This window comes from Frigoribacterium sp. SL97, assembly GCF_026625765.1.
Classification (GTDB): domain Bacteria; phylum Actinomycetota; class Actinomycetes; order Actinomycetales; family Microbacteriaceae; genus Frigoribacterium.
This window is the reverse complement of the sequence record NZ_CP113062.1, coordinates 2451602-2477909: the sequence shown is the minus strand read 5'-3', so window position 1 is coordinate 2477909 and position 26308 is coordinate 2451602. Positions and strand designations below refer to the sequence as shown.

Sequence of the window (26308 nt, the reverse complement as noted above, 5' to 3'; positions counted from 1 at the left end):
CCTTGAGGGGGTGTCGTTGTGACCGGGGTAAAGCCTATACAGCGCCCCGCGGTCGGGCGGGCAGCGGCGCGCTAGGGCAGCACGACCACCTGGGCACCGAACACGAGTCCGGCACCGAAACCGATCTGCAGCGCGAGACCGCCACTGAGTTCGGGGTGTTCGTCGAGCAGTCGGTGGGTCGCGAGCGGGATGCTGGCGGCCGAGGTGTTGCCGGTGGTCGCGATGTCGCGACCGATCACGACGGACTCGGGCAGGCCGAGCTGCTTCGCGAACTCGTCGATGATGCGCATGTTGGCCTGGTGGGGCACGAAGGCCGACAGCTGCTCGGCGGTCACGCCGGCGCGTTCGAGGGCCTCCTTCGCGACCTTGGCCATCTCCCAGACGGCCCAGCGGAAGACCGTCTGACCTTCTTGGCGGAGGGTCGGCCAGGGGATCTCACCGGCGCCCTCGCGGTACTCGGTCATGGTGTTGGTCATGCCGATGGCGTCCCACTTCGAGCCGTCCGAGCCCCAGACCGTCGGGCCGATGCCCGCGGTGTCGGACGGGCCGACGACGGCCGCACCCGCTCCGTCGGCGAGCAGGAACGAGATCGTGCGGTCGGTCGGGTCGATGACGTCGCTGAGCTTCTCGGCACCCACGACGAGGACGTACTCGGCGAGGCCCGACTTGACGAACGAGTCGGCCTGCGCGATGCCGTACGTGAAGCCGGCGCAGGCGGCCGAGATGTCGTAGGCGGCGGCCGGGTTGGCACCGACGCGCTCGGCGAGCAGCGAGGCGACGGACGGGGTCACGACGCCGGCACCGATGGTCGACACGAGGACGGCGCCGATCTGGTCGGGGCGGATGCCCGACTTGGCGATGGCCTCGTTGGCGGCGGTCTCGGCGAGGTCGACGACCTTGACGTCCTTGCCTGCCCGTCGGCGGGTGATCACACCGGTGCGCTGCTGGATCCACTCGTCGCTGGAGTTGATCGGTTCGATGATGTCGGCGTTCGGGACCACGTTCTCACCGCGGGCGGCGCCGAGTGCGTAGATCCGGGTGAACTGCGCACCGGTGGTCTGGTTGAGCTGGGGGGTGGTCATGCTGCTCCCTCGATGAGGTCGACGGCGGCCTGCAGGTCGTCGGGTGTCTTGACGGCGACCGAGGGGACACCCCTCAGCGCACGCTTGGCCAGGCCGGTCAAGGCTCCGGCCGGGGCGAGTTCGACGATGCCCGTCACACCGGCGTCGGCGAACGACCGCATGGTCGCATCCCAACGGACGGGAGACGACACCTGGCCGACGAGCAGCTCGACGAAGCGCGCGCCCGAGTCGACGGTGCTGCCGTCGTGGTTGGTCCAGAGCGTCGTCGAGGGGTCGGCGGCCGTGACCGAGGCGGCGGCGGCGCGGAGGCGCTCGACGGCGGGCTGCATGTACCGCGTGTGGAAGGCGCCGGCGACCTGGAGGGGCACGACGCGGCTCTTGGCCGGCGGGTCGGCCGCCAGCTCGGCGAGGGCGGCGGTCTCGCCGGCGACGACGATCTGGCCGCCACCGTTGTAGTTGGCGGGGAAGAGCCCGAGCGCGTCGAGACGGGCGAGCAGTTCGGCTTCGTCACCGCCGAGCACGGCGCTCATGCCGGTCTCGACGAGTGCGGCGGCGTCGGCCATGGCCCGGCCCCGCTCGGCGACGAGCGTGACGGCGTCGACGTCGCTCAGCACGCCGCTGACGGCCGCGGCGGTGAACTCGCCGACCGAGTGGCCCGCGACGCCGGCGACGGCGGAGCGCTCGACGCGACGGAAGAGGGCACGGGCGGTCAGGATGCCGGCCGCGACGATGAGGGGCTGGGCCACGGCGGTGTCGCGGATCGTGTCGGCGTCGGACGTGGTGCCGTGGGCGACGAGATCCAGGCCGGCCGCGTCGGAGAGCGACGTCAGCAGCTCACGCTGGTCGGGGTCGGCCAGCCAGGGGTCGAGGAAACCGGGAGTTTGGGAGCCCTGACCGGGCGCTACGACAACGATCACTGGACCATCATGCCAATGAGTCGAGGGTCTGCGGTGTAGCAACTCGACCAAAGATGAGCGAGAACGTTGTCGAAGCGCACAGACGTCCTCGCGGTCAGCCCGACGGTCACTTGCGTCGGACCCCTGACCCCTCGGGGTCGGCGATCGATCCGAGCACGAGCGCCGACTGGAGGATCAGCGCCTCACGGGCGCCGGTGGCATCCCAGCCGATCACGTCCGTGACGCGCTTCAGGCGATACCGCACGGTGTTCGGGTGCACGAAGAGTTCGCGTGCCGTGGCCTCGAGCGAGCGCCCGTTGTCGAGGTAGCACCACAAGGTCGTCAACAACTCGGTCGAGTGCGTCTTGAGGGGCTTGTAGATGCGGTTGACGAGGGTCGACCGTGCGACCGGGTCCCCGGCGAGGGCGCGCTCGGGCAGGAGGTCGTCGGCGAGGACGGGGCGGGGCGCGTTGCGCCAGGCCCGTGCGACCGCGAAACCGGCGAGGGCGGCCTTGGCGCTCTTCGAGGCGTCGACGAGGCTCGGCACCTCGTGGCCGAGCACGAGGTGCCCGTCACCGAAGCCGGGTTCGAGGGCACGCGCGATCTCGGTGAAGCTGGGGTGGGTCGAGGAGGCGCTGCCCTCGTCGAGCGGATCGGCCCGCCCGATGACGAGCACCAGTCGGCTGCCCTGGACGCCGATGAGCACGTCGGCCTCCCGGTGCCGGGCCGTGCGTCGCAGCATGTCGACGTCGAGCATCCGCGGAGCCGTGCCGACCAGGACGGCGACCTCACCGTGCCCATGCCATCCGAGCGCAGCGATGCGGCTGGGCAACTCGTCGTCGTACTCGCCGCTCAGGATCGAGTCGACGACCAGGGCCTCGAGTCGGGCGTCCCAGAGGCCGCGGGCTTCGGCGGCCCGGGCGTAGACGTCCGCCGAGGCGAAGGCTATCTCGCGCGAGTACAGGAGGATCGCTTCGCGCAGGGAGTCGTCCCCGTCCTTGACGCGTTCTTCAACGACCTCGACGGTGATGCGGATGAGCTGCAGGGTCTGCGTGAGGCTGACCGAGCGGAGAAGTTCGCGGGGGGCCGAACCGAAGACGTCGGCTGCGATCCACGGGGTGGATCGCGGGTCGGCGAACCAGCTGATGAACGAGGTGATGCCGGCCTGGGCGACGAGCCCGACCGCCGAGCGGCGCCCGGGGGGCATGTCCCCGTACCAGGGCAGCGTCTCTTCGAGGCGCTTGATGGTCGCGGTGGACAGCTCACCCGAGACCGTCCGCAGCCACGCGAGCGTGCGCTCTTTCGTGGCCGCGGACGGCTGCAGGGGCGATCCGGGCACCCGCTCGGCGCTCACGGGGTCGTCAGGCCTCCCCGCCGGCGGTGCCGCTGGTGCCGGCCGTGACGTCGTGCAGCTGGTAGCGATCGATCGCCTGCTGGACCACAGCGGGGTCGACCTCGCCGCGACGGGCCAGGGCCTGCAGGGTGCGGACGACGACCGACGGTCCGTCGATCTTGAAGAACCGGCGGGCGGCGGCCCGGGTGTCGCTGAAACCGAAGCCGTCGGCCCCGAGGGTCAGGTAGTCGCCGGGCACGTACTCGCGGATCTGGTCGGGCACGGCGGCCATGAAGTCGCTCGTGGCGATGACGGGGCCCTCGGAGTCCTTCAGCTTCTCGGTGACGTAGGGCGTCTTCGGCTCGTCGTTCGGGTGCAGGAAGTTGTGCTCCTCGGCGGCCAGGCCGTCGCGGCGCAGTTCGTTCCAGCTGGTGACGCTCCAGACGTCGGCCGCGACGTTCCAGTCGTCGGCGAGCAGCTGCTGCGCCTCGAGAGCCCACGGCACACCGACGCCGGACGCCAGGAGCTGGGCGCGGGGACCCAGGTTCTCGGCGTCCTTGAGCTTGTAGATGCCGCGCACCACGCCGTCCACGTCGAGGCCCTCGGGTTCGACGGGCTGGGCCATCGGCTCGTTGTACACGGTGATGTAGTACATGACGTTCGGGTCGGAGTGCGACGCGTTGCCGTGCTCGTCCGTGCCGTACATGCGGTCCATGCCCGACTTGACGATGTGCCCGAGCTCGTAGCCGAACGCCGGGTCGTACGAGACGACCGCGGGGTTCGTCGACGCCAGCAGCAGGGAGTGGCCGTCGGCGTGCTGGAGGCCCTCGCCGGTCAGCGTCGTGCGACCCGCGGTGGCACCGATGATGAAGCCGCGCGCCATCTGGTCGCCGGCGGCCCACATGGCGTCGCCGGTGCGCTGGAACCCGAACATCGAGTAGAAGACGTAGACCGGGATGAGCGGTTCGCCCTGCGTCGAGTACGAGGTGCCGACGGCGGTGAAGGCCGCGAACGCGCCGGCCTCGTTGATGCCGACGTGGATGATCTGGCCCTGCGGGCTCTCCTTGTAGGCGAGCAGCAGTTCGCGGTCGACCGAGGTGTAGTGCTGACCGTTCGGGTTGTAGATCTTGGACGTCGGGAAGTACGCGTCCATGCCGAAGGTGCGGGCCTCGTCGGGGATGATCGGCACGATGCGGTGGCCGAAGTCGGGCGAGCGCAGCAGGTCCTTCAGGAGGCGCGCGAAGGCCATCGTGGTGGCGACCTCCTGCTTGCCCGACCCCTTCTTGACGACGTCGTAGGTCTTCGCCTCGGGGACCGCGATCTGCGTGTACTTGGTCCGGCGCTCGGGCACGTAGCCGCCGAGCGCACGACGACGCTCCTGCATGTACTGGATCGCGTCGTCGTCCTGACCGGGGTGGTAGTACGGCGGCAGGTACGGGTTCTCGTCGAGCTGGGCGTCGCTGATCGGGATGCGGAGCTCGTCACGGAACTGCTTGAGGTTGTCGAGCGTGAGCTTCTTCATCTGGTGGGTCGCGTTGCGCCCCTCGAAGGACGGCCCCAGGCCGTAGCCCTTGACCGTCTTGGCGAGGATGACCGTGGGCTGGCCCTTGTGCTCGGTCGCGGCCTTGAAGGCGGCGTAGACCTTGCGGTAGTCGTGGCCACCGCGCTTGAGGTTCCAGATGTCGTCGTCCGAGTAGTCCGAGACGAGTTCGAGGGCGCGTGGGTCGCGACCGAAGAAGTTGTCGCGGACGTAGCCGCCGCTCTCGGCCTTGTAGGTCTGGAAGTCGCCGTCGGGCGTGGTGTTCATGAGGTTGAGCAGTGCGCCGCTCGAGTCGTTCGCGAGCAGGGTGTCCCACTCGCGACCCCAGACGACCTTGATGACGTTCCAGCCGGCGCCGCGGAAGAACGACTCGAGTTCTTGGATGATCTTGCCGTTGCCGCGGACCGGACCGTCGAGGCGCTGCAGGTTGCAGTTGATGACGAAGTTCAGGTTGTCGAGGCCCTCGTTGGCCGCCACCTGCAGCTGACCGCGGCTCTCGACCTCGTCCATCTCGCCGTCGCCGAGGAACGCCCAGACCTGCTGGTCGCTGGCGTCCTTGATGCCACGGTTGGTGAGGTACTTGGCGACCTGCGCCTGGTAGATCGCGTTGATCGGACCGAGGCCCATCGACACGGTCGGGAACTGCCAGAAGTCGGGCATGAGGCGCGGGTGCGGATACGAGCTGAGTCCGCCCGAGGCGTGCGACTTCTCTTGGCGGAAGCCGTCGAGCTGGTCCGTGCCCAGCCGGCCCTCGAGGTAGGCGCGGGCGTACATGCCGGGGGAGGCGTGGCCCTGGAAGAACACCTGGTCGCCGCCACCGGAGTGGTCCTGACCGCGGAAGAAGTGGTTGTTGCCGACCTCGTACAGGGCGGCGGACGAGGCGTACGTCGAGATGTGACCACCCACCGAGACGCCGGGGCGCTGGGCGCGGTGCACCGTGATGGCGGCGTTCCAGCGGACCCACTTGCGGTAGCGGCGCTCGAGGTCTTCGTCGCCGGGGAACTCGGGCTCGTCCTCGGGGGCGATGGTGTTGACGTAGTCCGTCTTCGGCACCATCGGCACGCCCAGGTGCAGCTCGCTCGACCGGGTGAGCAGGCTCTTCATGATCTCGCGGGCACGTTCGTGACCCTGCGCCTTCACGAGAGCGTCGAGCGACTCACGCCACTCGGCGGTCTCTTCGGGATCGCGATCGGCCTTGTCGACCGTGTACGGGTCCTGATCGTTAACCGTCACCCTTGACCTCAATCATCTGTGTGGAGCAGCCGTCTCTTGGAGGGCCACCGCGTGGAGTGGACAAACAGATGTCAGGCCCGTCGTGCCCGGGTTCCGAGACGCACTCCGCCTGACCAGCCCACTCTAGTTGCCCGGACCGGGACAGGCTCGGCACGCGCTGGGAACGTCCGGCCACGCCACCGTGTGGAAACCGACGAGTGAGGCGTAGGATCGGCGATCGTGTCAGTCGCCGACCGCCCGGGTCGACGCGAAAGGAACGCACCCATGGCTTTGGAGAACGCCATCCAGGCTCCCGACTTCGACCTGCCGAACCAGTTCGGCGAGCGAGTCCGGTTGAGCGACTTCCGGGGCGTCAAGCCCGTCGCGCTGGTGTTCTTCCCCCTGGCGTTCAGCAGCACCTGCACGAAAGAGCTCTGCACCCTCCGCGACAACCTCGCGATGTTCCAGGACCACCGCGTCGAGTTGCTCGTCGTCTCCGTCGACTCCAAGGCCACGCTGCGCGCCTTCGCCGAGGAGAAGGGCTACGACTTCACCCTGCTGGCGGACTTCTGGCCGCACGGCGAGGTCTCGAAGGAGTACGGCGTCTTCCTCGAGAACAAGGGTTTCGCGACCCGCACCACCTTCCTGATCGACGTCGACGGGGTGATCCGCGAACACTTCGGCACGGAGCCCGGCCAGGAGCGCTCGCTCGCCGACTACCGCGCCGCGCTCGACCTCCTCGTCCCCGTCTCGGCCTGACGACCGCGATCACGACCGCAGGAGGCGCGGGTCCGTTCGTCCACCCGCTAACCTGTAGTCGCTCGCCCGGCTCGTCCCGGTGCGAGGGCCTTTAGCTCAGTTGGTAGAGCGCCACGTTTACACCGTGGATGTCATCGGTTCGAGCCCGGTAGGGCCCACCCTCGAAAGTCCCGATCAGGAGACTTTTGACACGCCCCAGGTACTCTGCCGCTACCTAGGCTGGCGTTCCGTGTCGGTGTGGTGTTGGTGGAGCCCCACCGCAGTCCGTAAGCATGGGCCGCGGGCGACTGTGCCCGGAGGATCCGGGTGAGGCCGTGGGGATTTGGTTCGGCCAGCGCTCAAGCCCCTGAGCCCGAGCGGATCGCTGAGCGTCAGTCGGTGACGGAGACCTGAACCACTTAAATTTCTGCTGCCCGAATGCCCGGTGTTGGCGGCTACGTGAATCATTCGTGGCCGGGGCAGCCTTGGATCGACGAGGTGATCTCCTGCCGGGCCTCGTATCGTGGCCGCCCGCAAGTCGGTCGTTCATCGGGACACTCGCGAGCGGCCGCTTTGGACGGCCGAGGTCAAGTGGCGTCTGGCCTGCGCATTCGCGTATGCCTGTCCCGCAAAAATGCCCGGTGACGGGGGTCTGAACGCTACAGTCGTCAGATGCTCATCGGATACGCCCGCGTGTCGACCTCGGGCCAGGATCTCGCAGCACAACGCGACGGTCTTGCAGCGCTCGGTGTTGACAATCAACACGTGCATGTTGACCACGGCTTATCGGGCACGACTCGAGCCCGGCCAGGTCTGCGCGAGGCCCTGGCCGCTTGCCGTGCCGGCGACGTCCTCGTCGTCACCAAGCTCGATCGTCTCGCGCGGTCGCTGCGCGACGCGACCGACATTGCGGACGAGCTGACGAAGAAGGGTGTCTCGCTCAACCTTGGGGGAGCGGTCTACGACCCCACCGATCCTGTCGGCCGGCTCCTGTTCAACGTCCTCGGCATGGTGGCCGAGTTCGAGGCCGACCTCATACGTGCCCGGACCCGTGAGGGCATGGCGATCGCGAAGGCCGCCGGCAAGCTCCGGGGCCGCAAGCCCAAGTTGACTGCTTCGCAGGAGAAGCACCTCGTGCAGCTGCACCGCACCGGCGAGCACACGACCAGCGAGATCGCCGAGCTGTTCGGCGTGGCCCGCTCGACCGTCTACCGCGCGATCCAGCGAGCGGAGCAGGCGTGATTTCGGGCTCAGTCCCATGGCGCGAACAGCTCTGGACCTCCGCCGATGCGCTTGAGAAGCGGGCTGCTTCGAGGCGTTGGACGGAAAGAACGGCCTACCTCGTCGAGCGCGATCTGATAACCGGCATGTTTGCCGTTCGTCGGCTCATGGAGTCTTCGAAAACGTCGTCAAACCTTCCTAGCGAGAGAGTGACCTGTGGTGTCCACCCACTCACGGGTCGGGCGCCACAGCTCCTCGATCGGTGGTCCTTCTGGGAGCACTACGACATCACCTCGAAGCAGCAGACACAGTTGACGGTCAGGGCTCTGGCATCGGTCTTCATAGCTGTACCAGGCCATGACGTTGGTGACACGTTGAGAACCTCAGAGAAGCCGTGGCTGCTCTCGCCCGCTCGGCTGCGCCGAACGGCCCGTCTCCGACGACTTCCGCCGAAAACTCAAGATGACCAGGCGCACTTAGATGGCGCCAGCGAACGGGGCAAGCCTGAGGTATCGATCAGCTATCCATTCCGACTGGTAGAGAGCCGTCGTACTGACAGATGGCCCGGACCTTCTCGGCTGATGCGCTTGTCGTGTCGAATTGGTAGCCCAGCCACTCCTTCGCCATGCGGCGGGCGACCTCGAGACCGATGACGCGCTGGCCCATGCAGAGCACCTGAGCATCGTTCGAAAGCACGCTTCGCTCGACGGAGAACGAGTCATGCGCAGTGACGGCGCGGATGCCGGGGACCTTGTTCGCTGCAATCGCGACGCCGAGTCCCGTGCCGCAGATGAGGATCGCGCGGTCGGCTTTTCCCTCGGCCACCATTCGCGCCGCGTCGACTGCAATATGGGGGTAGGTGGTGTGACTGTCTGCATCGACGCCCATATCGGTGATGATCGATACCCGAGGGTCGGTCAGCAGGTCGGCCTTGATTGCCTCTTTGTAGTCGAACCCGGCGTCGTCTGAACCGACGACGAGGCGATAGGTGCGATTGGTGCTCATGATGCTGTTCCTTCTTCCCAAGCGGTTGGCCAGTTGAGGACTTCGCCGACGACCGTGACGATCATGGCCATAGACGTTGCTCCGGCATCGGGGGTGCCGACACTCTTTTCCGCGAGCGGACGGGCACGTCCCACCTTGGGCCGGAGTTCTGCGGTGGCCGACGCGGCGGCGACGGACACCTGAGCCGCCGCAGTCCAGGCCACCGGCAGAGCGTCACCTGCGTCGACCCGCTCGCGCAGCGACCGCGCGAACGGCAGCAAAGCATCAAGCATGGTTTTGTCGCCTTCGCTCGCCCGGCCCAGGTCGACGATCGACTCGGCAAACGCGTCGACGCCATCGACGATCTGCACAGCCGCGTAGTCTTCGCGGTCATCGGTCAGCGAGGTGGCGAGGGCTTCGAGCGCTGAACCCCAGAGGACCCCGGAGGTGCCGCCGGCGTGCTCTGCCCAGGCCAAGCCAGCGCGGCTGAGTAGCCACGCGCCTCCTGCCCCGTCGGCAACGCCGTCGACCCGCGAGACGGCCGCGCCGATGCCCTTGAGCATTCCGCGTCCGTGATCGCCGTCGCCGGCCACTGCGTCGATGCGGCCGAGGGTTTCCTCTTCGCGGCGCAGCAGATCATGGATCGCGCCGAGCGCCGTGCGGACTCTGCCACCCAGCCGCGCGGCCGCCTCGGTAGCGGCAGGGGCGGTGTCGTCGACTCCGGCTGCGAGTTCGTCTGGTGAGGGCGCCACGAGCTCGTCGAGTGGAGCTCGCAGTTTGCGGTACGCGGGGGTGTAGGCGTCGGCGCGCCAGAGTCGTTCGAGCTCATCGTCGAGCCACTGCAGAGTCAGCGAGACACCACCCATGTCGAGGCTGGTGACGAGCTCGCCCACCTCGGGCTCGATGACCTCGACATCGGCGTCTGCCAGTCTGCGAGCGATGTGACCCCAGAGTAGGAAGAGCTCTTCATACTTAGTCGTGCCGAGGCCGTTGAGGATCGGAGCGACCTTTGCGCGGCGGGGCCGGTCCTCGAGCAGTCGGTCGACAAAGAGGTCTGCTAGGTCGGTCGCCGGCATCAGCTCGACGTCGCGGATGCCCGGTTCGCCGTGGATGCCGAGCCCCAGGCCGAGGTGCCCTTCGGGGACCTCAAAGAGCGGCTCGGCGGCGCCGGGCATCGTGCAGCCTGAGAAGGCAACGCCGAGTGTGCGGGTCGCGTCGTTTGAGGCGTTGCCGATGCGCTCGACCTCGTCGAGCGAAGCGCCTTCGGCCGCTGCGGCGCCCATGGCCTTGAAGACCGAGAAATCACCCGCGATTCCGCGGCGCTTCGAGGGTTCGTCGGCGGAGGCGACGTCGTCGGTCACGACCACGATGCGAGTGTCAATACCTTCTTTGCGGAGGCGTTCGGCGGCGATGCCGAAGTTCATGATGTCGCCGGCGTAGTTGCCGAAGCTGAAGACGACGCCCTTGCCCTGGTCGGCAGCCTTTGCGACCGAGTAGGCCTGCGCGGCCGACGGCGAGGTGAAGATGTTGCCGACCACGGCTCCGGTGGCCAGGCCTGGGCCGACGGTGCCGCTGAAGGCGGGGTAGTGGCCTGAGCCGCCGCCGATGACGACGGCGACCTGCGGGCCGCCCTGGCCGCGGTGGGAGACAACGCCGCCGGGCACGCCGCGAAGACGATCGGCGTACAAGGCGAGAAATCCGGTGAGTTGGTCGTCGGCGAACTCGTCGGGATCGTCGTAGATGGTGGTCATGAGCTGGTGCTCTCTCTACTGGTGGGTCGGCTGTGGCTGCGGCCGCCCTGGGGAACGTTGAGGAAGTGGATCATCACGAATGCGATGGCGTAGAGGCCGACGAAGGTCCACACGACTCCGACACCCGAGCCGCCGAGCCCGAAGACCAAGGCCACGACGCTCGAGCCGAGGAATGCGGCTCCACCCGCGGCTGTCGTGTACATCGCCATGGCGGCGCCTTTGTGGTCGGGCGCGAGGGCGGGCATGATCGCGCCCATCGGCACGAAGCCGGCGAGCAGGCAGCCGAAGACGCAGCCGGCGATCACGGAGAGCACGTAGCCCCAGTCGCTACCGGCCGGGACGAGCTGGGGCACGTACCACCACAGCAGCAAGCCAAGGGCGGACCCTGCGATGCCGAACCACTTGACGGTGCGCTGCCAGCCGAATCTGTCGCCGATCGCGCCGAAGAGAGCGTTGACCAGGATGTTCGTGGCATAGACGCAGACCGTCATGAGCAGCCAGCGTGATTGACCCCAGCCGCGGTCTTCCGCGATGATCACCGGCAGGACGATGAACATCGCGTACTGCGGGGCTGTGTTGATCAGCCGGATGAGGAAGCCCATGAGGATCTTGCCTCGTGTGAAGGTGAGACGCAGCCCTGAGGTGAGTACCGCAGTGGCGCTCTCGCCGGCCGGCGCGATCCTTCGCCGCCCTCGCACTTCCTTCACCCCGAACCAGGCGATCAAGAACCCGATCACGACGAGGCCGATGGAGGCGATCATGGCACCGGTCTCGCCGACGGTTCCGCCGCCGAAAGTGGGGATGGCTCCGATGGCGAAGAGCGATCCGAGGGTGGGCAGGCCACCGGTGAAGGCGACGTAGAACCAGCCGACGGCGGAGCCGTTGCGCTTAACCGGCGTGATGATGTTGACCCACACCAGGAAGGCGAACGCGAAAATCGGGTAGCCGAAACCGCGGAGCGTGTAGGTCAAGGCGGTCAGCGGGATGCTCTGAGCCTGGAGGCTCAGCAAGAACAGCACCTCAAAGACGATCCAGATAAGGAACCCGATCAGCATGACCTTGCGCGGGCCGATCAGGTCGGCGAGGGCTCCTGAAAGGTAGCTGCCCACGAGGACGGCAAGACTGTACCCGGTGATGATGTTGGCGACCGTTGCCTCGGGGGAGCCAAGGACCTCGATCATGTGCGGGGTGATGAAGTTGGATTCGACGCCGTTACCAGTCATGAAGACCAGCACGGCGACGAAGCCTGGGAATAGCACACGTGGCATGCCGAGACGGTCAAGGCGGCCCTGAGGGGTCGAAAAAGGACTAATCGTCGTTTCCGTTGTCATACCGCGACTCCGAATCCTTCTCAGGAGTGGACGGCGGCGGAGGTGGTGGCCTCGGTGAGGGAGGGAACGATGCTGACCTTGACGGAGCCGCCTTCGCTGTCGGCGACGAGGTCGAGGGCTTCTTGGAAGCGGTCAAGAGGGAACTGGTGGGTGCAGATCTCGTCCATGGGGAGCTTGCCGCTCTCGAGCAGCTTGATGGCGGCGGGCCAGCAGTGGGGGCCGAGGTGTGCGCCCAGCACGTTGAGCTCTTTGTCGTCGCTGATGATGGACCAGTCAACCGACGCGTTGGAGCCGAAGACTGAGTACTCGACGTAGGTGCCGAGTTTCCGCAGGATGTTCAGGCCCTGCGACACGGCGGAGGGGTGACCGGTCGCCTCGATGTAGACGTCGGCACCGTATCCGTCGGTCAGTTCTTTGACCTTGGCGACGGCGTCCTCTTTCGTGATGTTGATCACGAGATCGGCGCCAGCCTTGGTGGCGAGGGCGAGCTTGTCGTCGCTCATGTCGAGCGCGATCACGAGCTTGGGGTTTTTCTGGCGGGTGCCGGCGATGGCTCCCAGGCCGATCGGTCCGGCGCCAGCGATGACGACGACGTCGTCGAACTTGATGTTGCCGCGTTCGACGGCGTGCATCGCGCACGACAGCGGTTCAGCGAAGGCGGCCACGTGCGGGGCGAGGTCGCGGCTGACTGGGTGAGTCAGCGCTCGGGTGGGTACGAGCACGTACTCAGCCATGGCCCCGTCGAAGCCCTTGAAACCGAACATGTCGTGCGGGCCGCACATCCAGTAGGCGCCCATCAGGCAGTAGCGGCACTCCCAGCAGGGCACGATCTGTTCGCACGCAATGCGGTCGCCGAGACTCACGCCTCGCTTGGCAAGGGCAGCGTCGTCGCCAGAGACGACGGTTCCTACGAACTCGTGGCCAGCGATGCGATCGCGCTCGGCCCAGGCCGGGCGGTTCTCGTCGCCCCAGAACTTGGCCGCGCCGTGGTAGCACTTGAGGTCGCTCGCACAGACACCGACGGCGTCGACCTTGAGCAGCAACTCGCCGGCGCCGGGGGTCGGGACGTCGACGGTGTCGAGTCGGTAGTCCTCGGGGCCGTGCACGACGACTGCTTTCATCGTGGCCGGAACAGCGCTGGCGGAGTCGTCAATTTCGGAAATGGTGGCTGTGGACATCGTTGGTGGCCTCCTGCGTCTCGGCTGGCCGCGTCGTCGCGGCTTCGTCGCATCAGCGCGACTCATTTGAGGCTACATCGGTCAGAACAAAAGTCAAGAACAAAATTTCAACGCATCTACAAGTCGAAACATTTCCAGCCGAGGACTTGCGGAAATTCTGTTTAGAACATAATTTCCTCTCGGGCCCCCAAGCGTGTGGGCTTAGGCAGCGGCGGTGCGCCCCCCAGGTCACGCCGCCGTTGCCGACCAATACCCGCATATCGAATGGGATTTTCGCAATGATGCGTTCCGCCTTCGTCGAGGCCACATGTGCTCTCGAGTCGTCTTCAGCTCTCCTGGCATCGGTGGGGCTGTGACGGCCCTGGAAACTGGTCGTGGCCGAAATCAGCATGCGCGCGGCACTAACCGGAAGCGCAATCGTGCGATCGTCACGGGCGCGGTAGTCGTTGCCTTGCTTGTGGCTATGGGCCTTAGCACCACCGTGGTCGGGGCGGACTCAGATCTGGGCGCCGGTCCTGAAGCGTTCTCGGCCGAGGCGTGGGGTGCCGAGAACTTCCCCACGATCCAGCAGGGCATCGCCGAGCGAGCCGTCCCCGCCGACGAGCTAGCTGCCGCCGTGCTGGCTGACCCTGCCGCCGCGGGCGAGGAGTACGGCGTCGACGCGGGCGCCGGTCCCGAGATCTCGACCACCTTCACGGGCACGGTCGGCGCCGGCCAGGCGGGCATTTACCCAGTCACCATTGAGGGTGTGTCGAGCGACATCTTGATCCGCGTCCAGACCGGCCCCGCGATCAATGGCACCGACCTGCGCGACGCGACCGGCACCGTTGAGTTCGGGCAGTTCACGAACCAGATCGACTACCAGGACGCCGCGTCCGCGCTCAACGAGCAACTCAAGTCCACCGTGCTCGGCAGCATCGACACGACAACGCTCGAGGGAAAAACGGTCGAAGTCACGGGGGCGTTCCAGCTCATCAACCCGGCTGGCTGGCTCGTGACCCCGTCCGACCTGGTCGTCCAGTGAGCACCGTGGAGGGTACCGAACCGACCAGGGGTGACGTCGTGCTGCGGGCGGTCGACGTCGTCAAGACCTACGGCGCCACGCGAGCGCTCAAAGGCGTCGGGTTCTCCATTCACCGCGGGCAGGTGACCACGCTGTTCGGCGAGAACGGGGCGGGCAAGTCGACGCTGATGAAGATCCTGTCGGGAGTCGAGCAGCCCACCTCGGGCGAGATCGTGCTGCACGGCGAGCCGGTCGTTTTCGCCAACACGGTCGACGCCCGTGAGCACGGCATCTCGATCATTCATCAGGAGCTGAGCCTCGCCCCGAACCTGTCGGTGCGCGACAACATCTTCCTCGGGCGCGAGATCCACGGGCCGACCGGTGTCGACTACGCGGAGGAGGCGCGCCAGGCGAAAGCCGTCCTCGACGAGCTCGGCGAAGACATCGATCCTCTGACCACTGTGGCGGACCTCCGGGGCTCGGACAGCAGCAACTGGTCGAAATCGCTCGCGCCCTATCGGTGGACGCGCGCATCCTGATCATGGACGAACCGACCAGCGCGCTCAGCGCCGCCGAGGTCGAGGTCCTTTTCACGGTCATCCACGATTTGACCTCGCGCGGCGTCTCCATCGTCTACATCTCTCACCACCTCGAGGAGGCGCTCGAGATCACCGACCACGCCGTCGTGCTCCGCGACGGGTCGGTCACTGCGACGGCGATCGCCGCCGACATCGATCTCGCCTGGGTCGTCCGGGCGATGGTCGGTGAGGGTTTCGACCTCGGATCGCCGCCCTCTGGGTACGAGTTCGGCGAAGTCGCTCTCTCGATCCAGGGTGTGACGGTGCCCGATGGCGACATCGCCGACCGCAACGTGGTCGACCACCTCGACCTGGACGTCCGGGCTGGCGAGATCGTCTGCCTTTATGGGCTGATGGGAGCCGGACGTACCGAGCTGCTCGAGGCGGTCGCCGGCCGCAACTCGGTAAGCGAGGGGCGCATCCTGAAAAACGGGCGCGACCTAGCCGGTCTGTCGATCGCCGAGCGAATCGACGAAGGTCTAGGACTCGTGCCGGAAGATCGACAGCGCGACGGTCTCGTCCAGACCATGACGGTCGGTCGCAACATGTCGCTGGCCAGCATCGGATCGTTCGTCAGAGGTCTTTTCCTCTCGGGCCGCCGCGAGGTCGACCTTGTCACCGACTCGATCCGCACCGTTCACGTCAAGACCTCGGGCGGCGGCGCCATGATCGGCTCGCTCTCGGGCGGCAACCAGCAGAAAGTCGTCATCGGCAAGATGCTCGCCACCGAGCCCGATGTGATCCTGCTCGACGAGCCCAGCCGCGGAATCGACATCGGCGCCAAGGCGGAAGTGTTTCGTCTGCTTGCCGAGCGCGCCCGCAATGGTCTCGCCGTCGTCTACACGACCTCAGAGGTCGGCGAGTGCCTCAGCATCGCCCACCGCATCGTCGTCATGAGTCGCGGCCGCATCGCCGCCGAGTTCGGAGCCGACACCACAAAAGAAGCCATCATGGCCGCCTCGGGCGAGGCCGTGATCTCGTGACCACCACCGAACGGAAGTCCATCATGACCACCACCGCGCCCGGACAGCGACGCCCCACCTTCTTCGCCGACGGGTTCGACATCGGTCGATTGTTGCTGCAAGGGCGAGCATTCTTCGCCCTCATCGCCATCATCATCGTCTTCTCGGTGCTGTCGCCGAACTACTTCACGGTCGGCAACCTGCTGACGATGTCCTCCCACGTCGCGGTGTACGCGATCCTCGCGATCGGCATGCTGCTCGTCATCCTGAACGGCGGTATCGATCTCTCTGTCGGATCAACGCTCGGCTTCTCGGGCGTGATCGCCGGCTTCTTGATGAACGGTGTCGCAATCGGCAGCACCACCCTCTACCCGGCCCTCTGGGTAGTGGTCGTGCTCTCATGCGCAATGGGCGCCTTCATCGGGCTCATCAACGGCATACTCGTCGCCCGGTTCAAGGTCGCCCCATTCGTTGCGACCCTTGGCATGCTCTACGTCGTCCGCGGTGTTGGCCTGCTGATGACCAACGGCCTCACCTACAACGACCTGGCCGGCGACCCGGCACTCGGGAACACAGGCTTCGATTGGCTGGGCTTCAACCGCCTTCTCGGCCTGCCGATCGGCGTCGTCGTGATGATCGTCGTCGCGATCGCCGTCAGCCTGCTGTTGAACCGAACGGTCTTCGGCCGTTGGCTGTACGCCTCGGGCGGCAACGAACGTGCCTCCGAGCTGTCGGGTGTGCCGGTCAAGCGGGTAAAAGTGCGCGTCTACGTGCTCTCCGGACTGTTCGCCGCCATTGCCGGACTGATCCTGTCGTCCGAGCTGACAAGCGCCAGCCCCACAGCCGGCAACTCGTACGAGCTCACAGCGATCGCCGCCGTTGTCATCGGTGGCGCAGCGCTCTCAGGCGGTATCGGCAACGTCCGGGGCACCCTGCTCGGCGCGTTCGTCATCGGATTTCTCTCCGACGGCCTCGTCATCATCGGTGTCTCGTCCTACTGGCAGACCGTCTTCACCGGCGCCGTCATCGTTCTCGCCGTCTTGCTGAACGCCGTCCAGTACAAAGGCAAGCCCCGGCGCTCCCGTGGCAGTGGTCGCCCCGGCATCGCCACCCCCTCGACCTCTTCTCCCACCACGAACGCTGCGGCTCCCGCCAGTGCCGTTCCAGAGAAGACCCGCGGTTGACTCCCGTCGACCGTGACACAGCGAAAGGAAACACAATGAACCGCAAGCTGGCAACGGTGCTCGCCGCGGGCGCGGGCCTCACGCTCGTCCTCTCAGGCTGCGCCTCCGGAGAAACCTCCGACGCCGGATCGGGTGCTTCGGGCGCCTCGTCCGAAGGCGGACTCATCTCGATCATCGTCAACGACCCTTCGAACCCGTACTGGCAGACCGAAGGCAACGTAGCCGAGGCCGAAGCAAAAGCCCTAGGGTACGAAGCCAATGTCGCTGCGTCGAAAGGTGACACCAACACTGAAAGCAACCTGATCGATACCGCCATCACCAACAAGTCGGTAGCAATCATCCTCGACCCAGCCAACGCCTCCGGCTCGGTCGGTGCCGTCAAAAAGGCCGACGCAGCTGGCATCCCAGTGATCCTGGTCAACGCCGAAATCAACGAGACCGGGCTCGCCAAGGCGCAACTCGTCTCCAACAACGCCCAAGGTGCCGCCCTCGGTGCGCAGCAGTGGGTGAAGGACGTTGGAGACAGCGGTTCCTACGCCGAGCTTTTCGGCGCACCGTCGGACAACAACGCTCAGACCCGTTCGAACGGTTACGCGACCGTCATCTCGCAGTACCCGGGGCTGACCGAGGTCGCCGAGCAGGTCGCCAACTGGGACCGTACTCAGGGCCACGACAAGATGCAGTCCATCCTGCAGGCGAACCCGGCTGTCACCGGTGTGATCTCGGGTAACGACGAGATGGCCCTCGGCGCCATCGCAGCCCTGAAAGAAGCCGGCAAACTCGAACAGGTAAAGGTCGGCGGCTTCGACGGCTCGCCCGACGCAATCGACGCTGTGAAGGCGGGCGAGCTTCAGTACACCGTCCTCCAGCCCGTGGCGACCTTCGCCAAGGAGGCGGTCCAGCAGGCCGACTCCTACATCCGCACCGGCGAGACCGGTGCCTCAGAAGAGAAGCAAGCATTCGACTGCGTCCTCATCACGAAGGAGAACGCAGACCAGGTCACCGAGCCCTTCACTCTCTCCGAGTAGCTAGCTCTCTGCCCGTCGAGATGCCACCTGTGCAAGCCTCTGTAGATTAGGGGCGCGCTAGGTGGCATCTCGCCGGCAGCACAGCATCAGCGCGACGCCAGGAAGAGAGCACCATGTCGCACGTCAACTCACCCCCTGGCACCCCCGGGCGTGCTGCCGCCAGGTTTCCCCTTGATGTCATCTACCAAGCAGCACGGATGTACTACCTCGAGGACGCGACCCAGGTCGAGATCGCGCAACGACTCGACGTGTCTCGCCCAACCGTCAGCCGCTTGATCGCGGAAGCTCGTCGACTGGGCTTAGTTCATATCAGCGTCACCGATCCCTTCATTGACGAGAACGCAGGTCTCGCCGAGGCTCTCCGAGACGTTCTAGGGCTAAAGGCCGTCTACCTGGCACCTGTGACGCACGCTTCAACGCTCGGCAGCGACCTTGCCATCCCCGTCGCTGCTGCAATTGCGGACATGCAACTCGGAGTCGGGGACACGCTTCTCATGTCACTTGGCCGAACTGTGCATGACCTTGTCTTCTCGGGATCACTCCCGCCTCTCAGCGGAGTGACGATCGTGCCTGCCGTTGGAGGTCAAGCCGAGCCGCAGCCATGGTTCCAGACCAACGAAATAACCCGGATGGCGGCTGAGGTGTCAGGAGCTCGGTCAAGGTTCCTTTTCACTCAATCCTTCCCCAGCGCGGGAATGCGCGCAGGTCTGGAAGCTGATCCAACGTTCCTACAGGTGACGGATTCTTGGAAGACCGCCAAGGGTGCGCTTTTGGGCATCGGAGCTCCCACAGCCACGCGTGAAAACCTGTCGACGGGACTCCCAGAAGACAAGCACCTGTTCGACGAAGCAGCGGGAGATGTCTGCCTCAACTTTTTCCGGGCCGATGGCTCCGCGGTCGAATTCCCGGGAAGTGAACGCATGGTCCGCGTCTCACGCGACAACCTTGCTAATCTCCCACACGCCATAGGCGTCGCCGTCGGTGTGGACAAAGTCCTGAGCATCGTAGGCGCCATTCGAGCCTCACTGATCAATCACCTAGTTACGGACCCCGCGACAGCCAAGGCCTTGTTGGTCGGCACCAAAGGTGGTCTTCAGCACTAGTCGTTTCGGCATCGGAGCAGCTACCTCTATTGCCTGACGTGGGAGCGGTCGAGACTGTCGCCCATTACGAAACGGGCGCGTTCGCATGCTCGGGCGCGGGTCGTGTCAAGCGGCTCTCTCTGTGAATATCGCGCATTGCTTCGAAAGCCACTGACTCCGGGCGGAGCTGCCCGCGCGGAGGTTCACGCAAGGGTCGCCGAGGAAATTCTGGCGCGAAGGGCTTCGACCAGAGCGGTCACGGACTCGTCTGATGAGACTCGAGTGATGGCCAGGACGGTGCGTTCGAGCGGCGGTTGCAGTCCCAGGGCAACCGTTCCGGGTGAGAGGGCGCTCCTCGGGACGGGGGCGATGCCAAAACCGGCTGAGGCCAGAGCTGCGGCTTGCTGTACGGAGCGGGTCTGCAGGTTGTAGGCGACAAGTACTCCGGCACCGGCGAGACGTTCGGCTAGCCAGGAGCTGTAGCCGTTCGACGGGTCCACCCCAATCAGGCCCGCCCCGTCGCCGAGCACCGCGATCGGTATCCGGCCCGGCGAGTCCTCTCCAACGGTCCGGCCGACGACGACGATCTCTTCGATCCCCAGGCGCTCGACGTGTAATCCGTCCAGCGTCGCCGGCCCCGGGACGACGACGAGGTCGAGAAGGCCGGCGCGCAGGTCGTCGATTGAAGCGGAGGCGCTGGTCGTCTCGACGAGCTGCAGCGGCGTGCGTCCGTCGGCGTTCCAGCGGGTGACCACAGGAACGAGGAAGGGCAGGGTGAAGCTCTCGGCGACGGCGAGCCGGATTGGTTGCTCCGCGTCCGCCGTCCGCGCGGCCGACACCGCGCGCTCGGCGGCGTCGACGGCCAGGCGGGCGTGATCGACAAGCGCGCGGCCGTATCGGGTGAGGGTCGCGCCGGTTGGGTTCCGGTCCACCAGGGGCACCCCGACCTCGCGCTCGAGGGACGCAACCTGATGAGAAACCGCAGGCTGCGAGAGATGCAGCGCACGAGCAGTTGCGCCGATCGACCCGACCCGGGCCAGCACCACCATCACCTCAAGGGCTCGCAAGCTGGGCATAGACAAACTCTATGCCTAACCTTCGAGAATTAATGGTCGTTTATGGATTCAGCATGTCCGTCCCTTGGTTGTCTCGAGTGAGGGAGCCGTACCGGCTCCGCGACAGGGAGACCACCGTGAACAAAAAGAAGAACCGCGTGCTCATCGTCGGCGGGGGATCGGGCATCGCCCGCGCTCTCGTGCGCGAGCTGCTCGCGAGGGGGGATGAGGTGATCGTCGGTGGACGTCGCCCCGAGACACTTGGCGACGACGCCGGAGAAGCCGGCGACCGGCTCCGGTCCGTCCGGATCGACCTCGCCGACGAGGCAAGCATCGCGGCGGCCGCCAATCTTGGACCGCTCGACTTCGTCGTGTCATTCGCCGCGGCACACGCGAACGGCCCGATCCACCAGCTGAAGCGCGACGCTATCGTGACGGCGTTCGACGCGAAGGTGATCGGGCCGATCCTGCTCGCTAAGCACCTCGCCCCCTCGATCCGGCCAGGTGGCGGCTTCCTCCTCTTTTCCGGCGTCGCAGCCTGGAAGCCGTCGGCCGGGCTCGCGGTGATGGCGACGACCAACGGAGCGGTCTCCTTCCTCGTCGAGGCGCTGGCGGTCGAGCTCGCCCCGGTCCGCGCCGTCGCGATCTCGCCCGGGATTATCGACTCCGGCGCCTGGGACACGCTGGGCGAGCAGGAGAAGTCGAAAATGTTCTCCGAGACGGCGGCGGACAATCCTGCTCGCCGAATCGGCTCGGTCAACGACATCGTCTCCGCCGTGCGCTTCGCGATGGACAACACGTTCGTCACAGGGACGACACTGCACGTCGACGGCGGCGGGCGGCTCGCATGAACCGCCGCGCACCCCTACTTGTCCTCGGTCTCGCCGCGCTCCTCGCCACCGCCGGGTGCGCGAGCCCGGCCGCGACCGAGGACCCGGCCGCAGCGATAAGCCACGACGACGGCCTCGTGCAACCCGGAACCGTGCATCTGGGGGACTCAAGCGTCGAGACGAGCCGGCCCGTCGTCCTTCGCGCACAGCAGCTCTACGCTTTCTGGAACACAGGAGACCCGTCCTGGCTCGAGGTCGCTGTCGACGACTCCTTCCTTGACCGCACCCTTCCCGTGGGGCGACCCCAGGGACCCGAAGGGCCGATCGCCGCCTCGGAGCAATTCCGCGCAGCGGTGCCTGACCTGGCGTGCTCGCTCGACGACCTGTACGTCACGGGGGACACCTTCACCGCGCGCCTCACCTTCACGGGCCACTTCACCGGCGTCTCCGGGGGGGTCCAGGGCCAGGGCCAGCCGATCAAGTTTGGCGCAATCGACATCCAGCACATCGGCGCAAGCGGGCGGATCGTCGAGGACTGGCACCTCGAGGACAACCTCACCTTCCAGCAGCAGGCAGGCCTTCTGCCGAAACCGACCTCCTAACCTCAGCCTCGGAAAGGCGATCATCATGAAAGATCCCCAGCAATTCTGGCCCTCCGGGGCTCGACTCGCAGTCACGGTGTCGGCCCAGTTCGAGGCTGGCGGCCAGCCAATCTCCGGCGCCCCCGGCCCCATCACCGAGCCCGTCATCGACGGCTTCCCCGACCTCGGACAGAACTCCTTCTACGACTACGGCGCGCGCGAGGGAATGCCGCGCATTCTCGATCTCCTCGACCGCCACGACATCCGCATGACGTCGTTCATGATCGGCGACACCGTCAGGCGGCACCCTGAACTAGCCGCCGAGATCGTCAGACGCGGACACGAAGCCGGAGCGCACGGACGCAGCTGGCAGCATCAATACCAGCTCAACAGGGACGCCGAGACCGAGTGGATACTCGACGGAGTCAAAGCGATTCAAGAGGTCACCGGCACCACACCGACCGGCTACAACAACTACTGGATCCGACCAGGCGTGAACACGCTCGAGATCCTGCAGGAGAACGGCTTCGACTACCACATCGACGATCTCTCCACCGATGAGCCGTTCCTCCAGCTCATCAACGGGGACCCTTTCGCCACCGTCCCCTATTCCGTGCACCTCAACGACATCGCCAGCTTCGACTTCCCCGGCTTCTCGCCGTCCGACTACGAGCAGCAGCTCGTCGACGAATTCGACCAGCTCTACGAGGAAGGCGCCACGCGTCGCCGGATGATGACGATCGGGCTCCACGACCGCATCTCAGGCCACCCTTCCCGAGTTAGAGCACTCGACCGGGTGCTCAGCCGGCTGCGGGAGCGGGAGGACGTCTGGTGGGCTCGACGCGACGAGATCGCTCGCTGGACACTCGATCACCCGGAGGCGGCGCTCTGGGTCGACCGCGACCCCGCACCAGTCAGCGGGCTCCCGGGGAGGAGCGCATGAGCGCGCCGGTCGCATCCGCCGCCGAACGCTTCATCACCTCGTTCATCGCCCGCGACTGGCAGGTCATGCGTGCACAGCTCTCCGAGGACTGCGTCTGGAGCATGCCGGGTACCCGACGTCTCAGCGGCGACGCCGAAGGCTCCGACGCAGTGATCACCCGAGCGCGTTTCATCACCGCGGATGGGCTGCACACCGAACTGCTCCACGCCCTCACAGGAGCGTCCGGCTCTGCCGTCATCCTCCGGAACACGGCAACGGTGGGCGATCGCACACTCGATGAACACCTCGCAACCGTCGTCACTTCGCTCCACGACCGCATCGTTCGGATCGACACCTACCTCTCCGACGTCACCGGTAAGGACCGGTTCTTCGGATGACCCAACGCCGAGCAGACTCGTCCGCCCCCCACCAGAAAGACACCGCCATGGACTCCGCCCAGAAGATCCTGCACGACGCGGCCCGCAATCGCGGCACCGCCTTCACTACCGAGGAACGTCACGCCCTCGGCCTCGTTGGTCGCCTTCCAGCATCCATTGAGACTCTCGACCAACAGGCTGCCCGGAGCTATGCCCAGCTCCGCCGTCAGCCCACCGACCTTGCGAAGTACCTCTGGCTCGATGCGCTGCACGACCGCAACGAGATCCTCTACTACCGCCTCCTCACCGACCACCTCGCCGAACTGCTGCCGATCGTGTACGACCCCACCATCGGCGACGCGATCCAGCAGTGGTCGCACGACTACGAGCGCTCCCGCGCCGTCTACCTCTCCATCGACTTGCCCGACGAAATCGAGGCGGCCTTCCACAGCCTCGGCTTCGGATCGGACGACGTGGACCTCATCGTTGCGTCCGACGCGGAGGAAATCCTCGGCATCGGCGACTGGGGCGTCAACGGGACCGACATCGCCATCGGCAAGCTCGCCGTCTATACCGCCGCCGCCGGCATCAACCCCCGACGCGTGATCGCCGTGAATCTCGACGTCGGGACCGACAACCAGAAACTCCTCAACGACGACGCCTACCTCGGCAACCGGCACGAGCGCATCCGCGGGAACCGCTACAACGACTTCATCGACGCCTACCTGACGACCGCGGCGCGCCTGTTCCCCCGGGCGCTTCTCCACTTCGAGGACTTCGGCCCCTCCAACGCCCGACGCATCCTCACGGAGAACGCCGACCGCTTCCGTGTCTTCAACGACGACATGCAGGGCACCGGCGCGATCGTCATGGCCGCGGTCATCTCCGGTCTCAAAGTCACCGGCGAGACGTTCGCTGATCAGCGCCTCGTCGTGTTCGGGGCAGGAACTGCTGGCACGGGCATGGCCGACCAGATTGCCTCCGCAATGCAACGCGCCGGGCTCAGCGCCGAAGAAGCGGCCGCGCGAGTGTGGCTCGTGGACCGTCACGGTCTCGTGACGGACGCAATGGAGGATCTGCCCGACTACCAGCAGGCTTACGCGCGACAGGCGGGAGAAGTTGCCGAGTGGGGGGACGCTCCGATCGATCTGCTCACCGTCGTCCGCCGTGTCCGTCCAACGATTCTCATCGGCACCTCCACCGCGCACGGTGCCTTCACGCAAGACGTCGTGGAAGCCCTCGCTACCGGAGTGGATCGCCCGATCCTCCTCCCGCTCTCCAACCCCACGAGCCGTATTGAGGTGATGCCCTCGGATGCCGTGCCGTGGTCAAAAGGACAAGCCCTGATCGCGACCGGCATCCCCGTCGACCCGGTCGAGTACGAGGGGGTCAGCTATCGGATAGGTCAGGGCAACAACGCTCTGCTCTATCCCGGCCTTGGTCTTGGCACGATCGTCTCAGGCGCGAAGCACGTCACCGACGCAATGCTGCTCGCGGCCGCCGAGGCCGTCGCCGGCCAGGTCGATGTCTCCGAGCGGGGCGCTTCGCTCCTGCCCGAGGTCGCCGACCTCCGCGAATCCTCAGCGCTGGTCGCCGTCGCGGTCGCGAACGCCGCGACCAAAGATGGCGTCGCGACAATCGAGCACGACGACCTCGACAGCGCCGTCCGCCACGCTATGTGGCAGCCCACGTACCCGGACGGAGGCGCGCACTCGTGAACGACCGCGTTCCGACTCTGCACGACGTGCCCCTCGGGCTCACTGCCGAGGGTACTCGGCAGGAGTTCGACAGCATGGGCACTGTGGAGGTCCCGGCGAACCGCTACTGGGGAGCCCAGACCCAACGCTCCCTCGAGCACTTCTCAATCGGCGATGACCGGATGCCCAAGGAGGTCTACCACGCCTACGGTGTCGTCAAAAAGGCTGTCGCTTTGGTGAACGGCGACGCTGGACGCCTGCCCCGCTGGAAGGTCGACGCGATCGTGCACGCTGCCGAGGAGACCATTAGCGGCCGCCTCGACGAGCACTACCCCCTCTACGTCTGGCAGACAGGCTCCGGCACTCAGAGCAACATGAACGTCAACGAGGTGCTCGCGAACCGGGCAATCCAGCTGCTCGGCGGACAACTCGGCTCGCAGCGGCCGATCGGCCCCAACGACGACGTCAACATGGGCCAGTCCAGCAACGACACATTCCCCACTGCGATGCACATTGCAGCACTGGAGCTCATCGACAGTCGACTCCTCCCGCAACTGCGACACCTCCGCGACACCATCGAGCACAAGGCCAAGGGGTGGAGTGACGTGGTCAAGATTGGCCGCACCCACCTCGAGGACGCTGTGCCGCTCACCGTCGAGCAGGAGTGGTCGGGGTGGGCCGCGCAGCTCGATCAATGCGAGACCGAGATCGATCACGCCCGCGCAGGTCTGCTGCAACTCTCGATTGGCGGCACTGCCGTGGGCACAGGGCTCAACGCTCCAAAGGGCTTCAGCATCGATGTCGCGCGCCGGATCGCAGAGCTCACAGGCAAAGACTTCGTGACGGCGCCGAACAAGTTCGCCGCTCAGGGATCGCTTGACGCAATCGTCCGCGCCCACGCAGCGCTCCGAGGCCTCGCTGTGGCGTTGATGAAGATCGCAAACGACATGCGGTGGCTGGCGTCGGGCCCGCGCACCGGCTTCGCCGAGCTTCACCTCCCCGCCAACGAGCCCGGCTCCTCGATCATGCCGGGGAAGGTGAACCCCACACAATGCGAAGCAATCGTCATGATCGCGATCCACGTCCTCGGATCCGACACCGCCGTGGCCTTTGCGGGGTCTCAGGGCAACTTCCAGCTGAACGCCATGCGCCCAGTGATTATCGACGCGTTCCTCCACTCGGCACGCGTGCTCGCCGACGGTATGGAAAAGTTCCGCCAGTTCTCGGTCGACGGCACCGACCTTGATCGCGAGACAATCCACGGATACGTCGACCGGAGCCTCATGCTCGTGACGGCTCTCAGCCCAACGATTGGCTACCAGAACGCAGCTCACATCGCCGAGGAAGCACTTAGAAAGGGCCTAACGCTCCGAGAGGCGGCGATCAACTCCGGCTACGTGGACGGTGCGACCTTCGATTCCATCGTGCTACCGACTTCAATGGTCGGCTCGGGATATGGCGGCGCTTAGGGCGCGTCGAGCCCCACTTGAGCTGGCGGCTGTGCATGGAATCGGAAGATGCGGTCACGGTCTTCCACCGTCGCCGTGAGGGAGGCGTGACGCGCGTGCCTGATTGCGTCGTCTCTCGGCCCGGCGAAGGGCCAGGGCAGGAATGCTGCTGTCAGTGTGACGACGCTCCGCGCCACGGAATCCAGCAGGATCGCGTCTTCGTTTGGCAAGAACTAATGAAGTCAAATCATCCGCACGTGAGTCGGAGCGCAAGTCCTGACCCCAATGACGTACC

At 66.2% G+C, this 26308-nt stretch carries 23 protein-coding genes and 1 tRNA gene; 15 read left to right on the top strand and 9 right to left on the bottom strand.

The window, feature by feature from the left end:
• Positions 1-71: 71 nt before the first annotated feature.
• From OVA02_RS12235 to aceE, 4 genes are all read right to left on the bottom strand, one after another.
• Positions 72-1082: a beta-ketoacyl-ACP synthase III gene (locus OVA02_RS12235; protein WP_192123510.1), complete on the bottom strand. Its 1011-nt coding sequence runs from the start codon at positions 1080-1082 to the stop codon at positions 72-74.
• Positions 1079-1999 (bottom strand): ACP S-malonyltransferase, encoded by a 921-nt coding sequence (locus OVA02_RS12230; protein ID WP_267658592.1) that lies wholly within the window; start codon positions 1997-1999, stop codon positions 1079-1081. Before OVA02_RS12230 ends, OVA02_RS12235 begins: the two co-directional genes overlap by 4 nt.
• A gap of 106 nt (positions 2000-2105) precedes the next feature.
• Positions 2106-3332, bottom strand: coding sequence for a PucR family transcriptional regulator (locus OVA02_RS12225; RefSeq protein ID WP_233568329.1), 1227 nt, complete (start codon positions 3330-3332; stop codon positions 2106-2108).
• Between the two features lie 7 nt (positions 3333-3339).
• Positions 3340-6084 (bottom strand): pyruvate dehydrogenase (acetyl-transferring), homodimeric type, encoded by a 2745-nt coding sequence (aceE, locus tag OVA02_RS12220; protein ID WP_123570161.1) that lies wholly within the window; start codon positions 6082-6084, stop codon positions 3340-3342.
• A gap of 264 nt (positions 6085-6348) precedes the next feature.
• Here aceE and OVA02_RS12215 point away from each other — a divergent pair, with 264 nt between their 5' ends.
• From OVA02_RS12215 to OVA02_RS12205, 3 genes are all read left to right on the top strand, one after another.
• Positions 6349-6822: a peroxiredoxin gene (locus OVA02_RS12215; protein ID WP_056045573.1), complete on the top strand. Its 474-nt coding sequence runs from the start codon at positions 6349-6351 to the stop codon at positions 6820-6822.
• An 85-nt stretch (positions 6823-6907) separates the two neighbouring features.
• A tRNA-Val gene (locus OVA02_RS12210) sits at positions 6908-6980 on the top strand.
• Between the two features lie 493 nt (positions 6981-7473).
• A complete protein-coding gene (locus tag OVA02_RS12205) occupies positions 7474-8043 on the top strand; it encodes a recombinase family protein (RefSeq protein ID WP_267658591.1) in 570 nt (189 codons plus the stop codon).
• A gap of 495 nt (positions 8044-8538) precedes the next feature.
• Here the strand turns inward: OVA02_RS12205 and OVA02_RS12200 are convergent, their stop codons facing one another.
• From OVA02_RS12200 to OVA02_RS12185, 4 genes are all read right to left on the bottom strand, one after another.
• A complete protein-coding gene (locus OVA02_RS12200; protein ID WP_267658590.1) occupies positions 8539-9027 on the bottom strand; it encodes a ribose-5-phosphate isomerase in 489 nt (162 codons plus the stop codon).
• A complete protein-coding gene (locus OVA02_RS12195; RefSeq protein ID WP_267658589.1) occupies positions 9024-10757 on the bottom strand; it encodes a dihydroxyacetone kinase family protein in 1734 nt (577 codons plus the stop codon). Before OVA02_RS12195 ends, OVA02_RS12200 begins: the two co-directional genes overlap by 4 nt.
• Positions 10754-12025, bottom strand: a complete 1272-nt coding sequence (locus OVA02_RS12190; protein ID WP_267658588.1) for an RbtT/DalT/CsbX family MFS transporter — start codon at positions 12023-12025, stop codon at positions 10754-10756. Before OVA02_RS12190 ends, OVA02_RS12195 begins: the two co-directional genes overlap by 4 nt.
• 83 nt (positions 12026-12108) lie before the next feature.
• Complete coding sequence (locus tag OVA02_RS12185; protein ID WP_267658587.1) at positions 12109-13266, bottom strand: zinc-binding dehydrogenase; 1158 nt, start codon at positions 13264-13266, stop codon at positions 12109-12111.
• Between the two features lie 352 nt (positions 13267-13618).
• On the opposite strand from OVA02_RS12185, the gene OVA02_RS12180 reads away from it, so the two are divergent.
• From OVA02_RS12180 to OVA02_RS12155, 6 genes are all read left to right on the top strand, one after another.
• Entirely contained in the window at positions 13619-14290 is a 672-nt protein-coding gene (locus OVA02_RS12180; RefSeq protein WP_267658586.1) for a DUF2291 family protein, read from the top strand.
• A 38-nt stretch (positions 14291-14328) separates the two neighbouring features.
• Positions 14329-14808 carry an ATP-binding cassette domain-containing protein gene (locus OVA02_RS12175; RefSeq protein WP_267658585.1) on the top strand — a complete coding sequence of 160 codons (480 nt, stop codon included), beginning with the start codon at positions 14329-14331 and terminating at the stop codon, positions 14806-14808.
• Between the two features lie 2 nt (positions 14809-14810).
• Positions 14811-15830: an ATP-binding cassette domain-containing protein gene (locus OVA02_RS12170; RefSeq protein ID WP_267658584.1), complete on the top strand. Its 1020-nt coding sequence runs from the start codon at positions 14811-14813 to the stop codon at positions 15828-15830.
• Positions 15827-16993 (top strand): ABC transporter permease, encoded by a 1167-nt coding sequence (locus OVA02_RS12165; RefSeq protein ID WP_267658583.1) that lies wholly within the window; start codon positions 15827-15829, stop codon positions 16991-16993. The genes OVA02_RS12170 and OVA02_RS12165 overlap by 4 nt, the downstream gene beginning before the upstream one ends.
• A 35-nt stretch (positions 16994-17028) precedes the next feature.
• The gene (locus OVA02_RS12160; protein ID WP_267658582.1) at positions 17029-18021 is read left to right on the top strand and encodes a D-ribose ABC transporter substrate-binding protein; all 993 of its coding nucleotides are present in this window, start codon (positions 17029-17031) and stop codon (positions 18019-18021) included.
• Between the two features lie 113 nt (positions 18022-18134).
• A complete protein-coding gene (locus OVA02_RS12155; protein WP_267658581.1) occupies positions 18135-19124 on the top strand; it encodes a sugar-binding transcriptional regulator in 990 nt (329 codons plus the stop codon).
• A 182-nt stretch (positions 19125-19306) separates the two neighbouring features.
• Here OVA02_RS12155 and OVA02_RS12150 read toward each other — a convergent pair whose 3' ends face one another.
• Positions 19307-20179, bottom strand: coding sequence for a LysR family transcriptional regulator (locus OVA02_RS12150; protein ID WP_267658580.1), 873 nt, complete (start codon positions 20177-20179; stop codon positions 19307-19309).
• An 11-nt stretch (positions 20180-20190) separates the two neighbouring features.
• Between OVA02_RS12150 and OVA02_RS12145 the strand changes: the two genes are divergently transcribed.
• From OVA02_RS12145 to fumC, 6 genes are read left to right on the top strand one after another with little or no spacing between them, the layout of a single operon-like run.
• The gene (locus OVA02_RS12145) at positions 20191-21009 is read left to right on the top strand and encodes an SDR family oxidoreductase (RefSeq protein ID WP_267658579.1); all 819 of its coding nucleotides are present in this window, start codon (positions 20191-20193) and stop codon (positions 21007-21009) included.
• Complete coding sequence (locus OVA02_RS12140) at positions 21006-21590, top strand: ester cyclase (protein WP_267658578.1); 585 nt, start codon at positions 21006-21008, stop codon at positions 21588-21590. The genes OVA02_RS12145 and OVA02_RS12140 overlap by 4 nt, the downstream gene beginning before the upstream one ends.
• A 25-nt stretch (positions 21591-21615) precedes the next feature.
• Complete coding sequence (locus OVA02_RS12135; RefSeq protein WP_192061411.1) at positions 21616-22512, top strand: polysaccharide deacetylase family protein; 897 nt, start codon at positions 21616-21618, stop codon at positions 22510-22512.
• Positions 22509-22889: a nuclear transport factor 2 family protein gene (locus OVA02_RS12130; protein ID WP_267658577.1), complete on the top strand. Its 381-nt coding sequence runs from the start codon at positions 22509-22511 to the stop codon at positions 22887-22889. Before OVA02_RS12135 ends, OVA02_RS12130 begins: the two co-directional genes overlap by 4 nt.
• A 47-nt stretch (positions 22890-22936) precedes the next feature.
• Entirely contained in the window at positions 22937-24586 is a 1650-nt protein-coding gene (locus OVA02_RS12125) for an NAD-dependent malic enzyme (protein WP_192061413.1), read from the top strand.
• The gene (gene fumC / locus OVA02_RS12120; protein ID WP_267658576.1) at positions 24583-26034 is read left to right on the top strand and encodes a class II fumarate hydratase; all 1452 of its coding nucleotides are present in this window, start codon (positions 24583-24585) and stop codon (positions 26032-26034) included. The genes OVA02_RS12125 and fumC overlap by 4 nt, the downstream gene beginning before the upstream one ends.
• Positions 26035-26308: the final 274 nt, after the last annotated feature.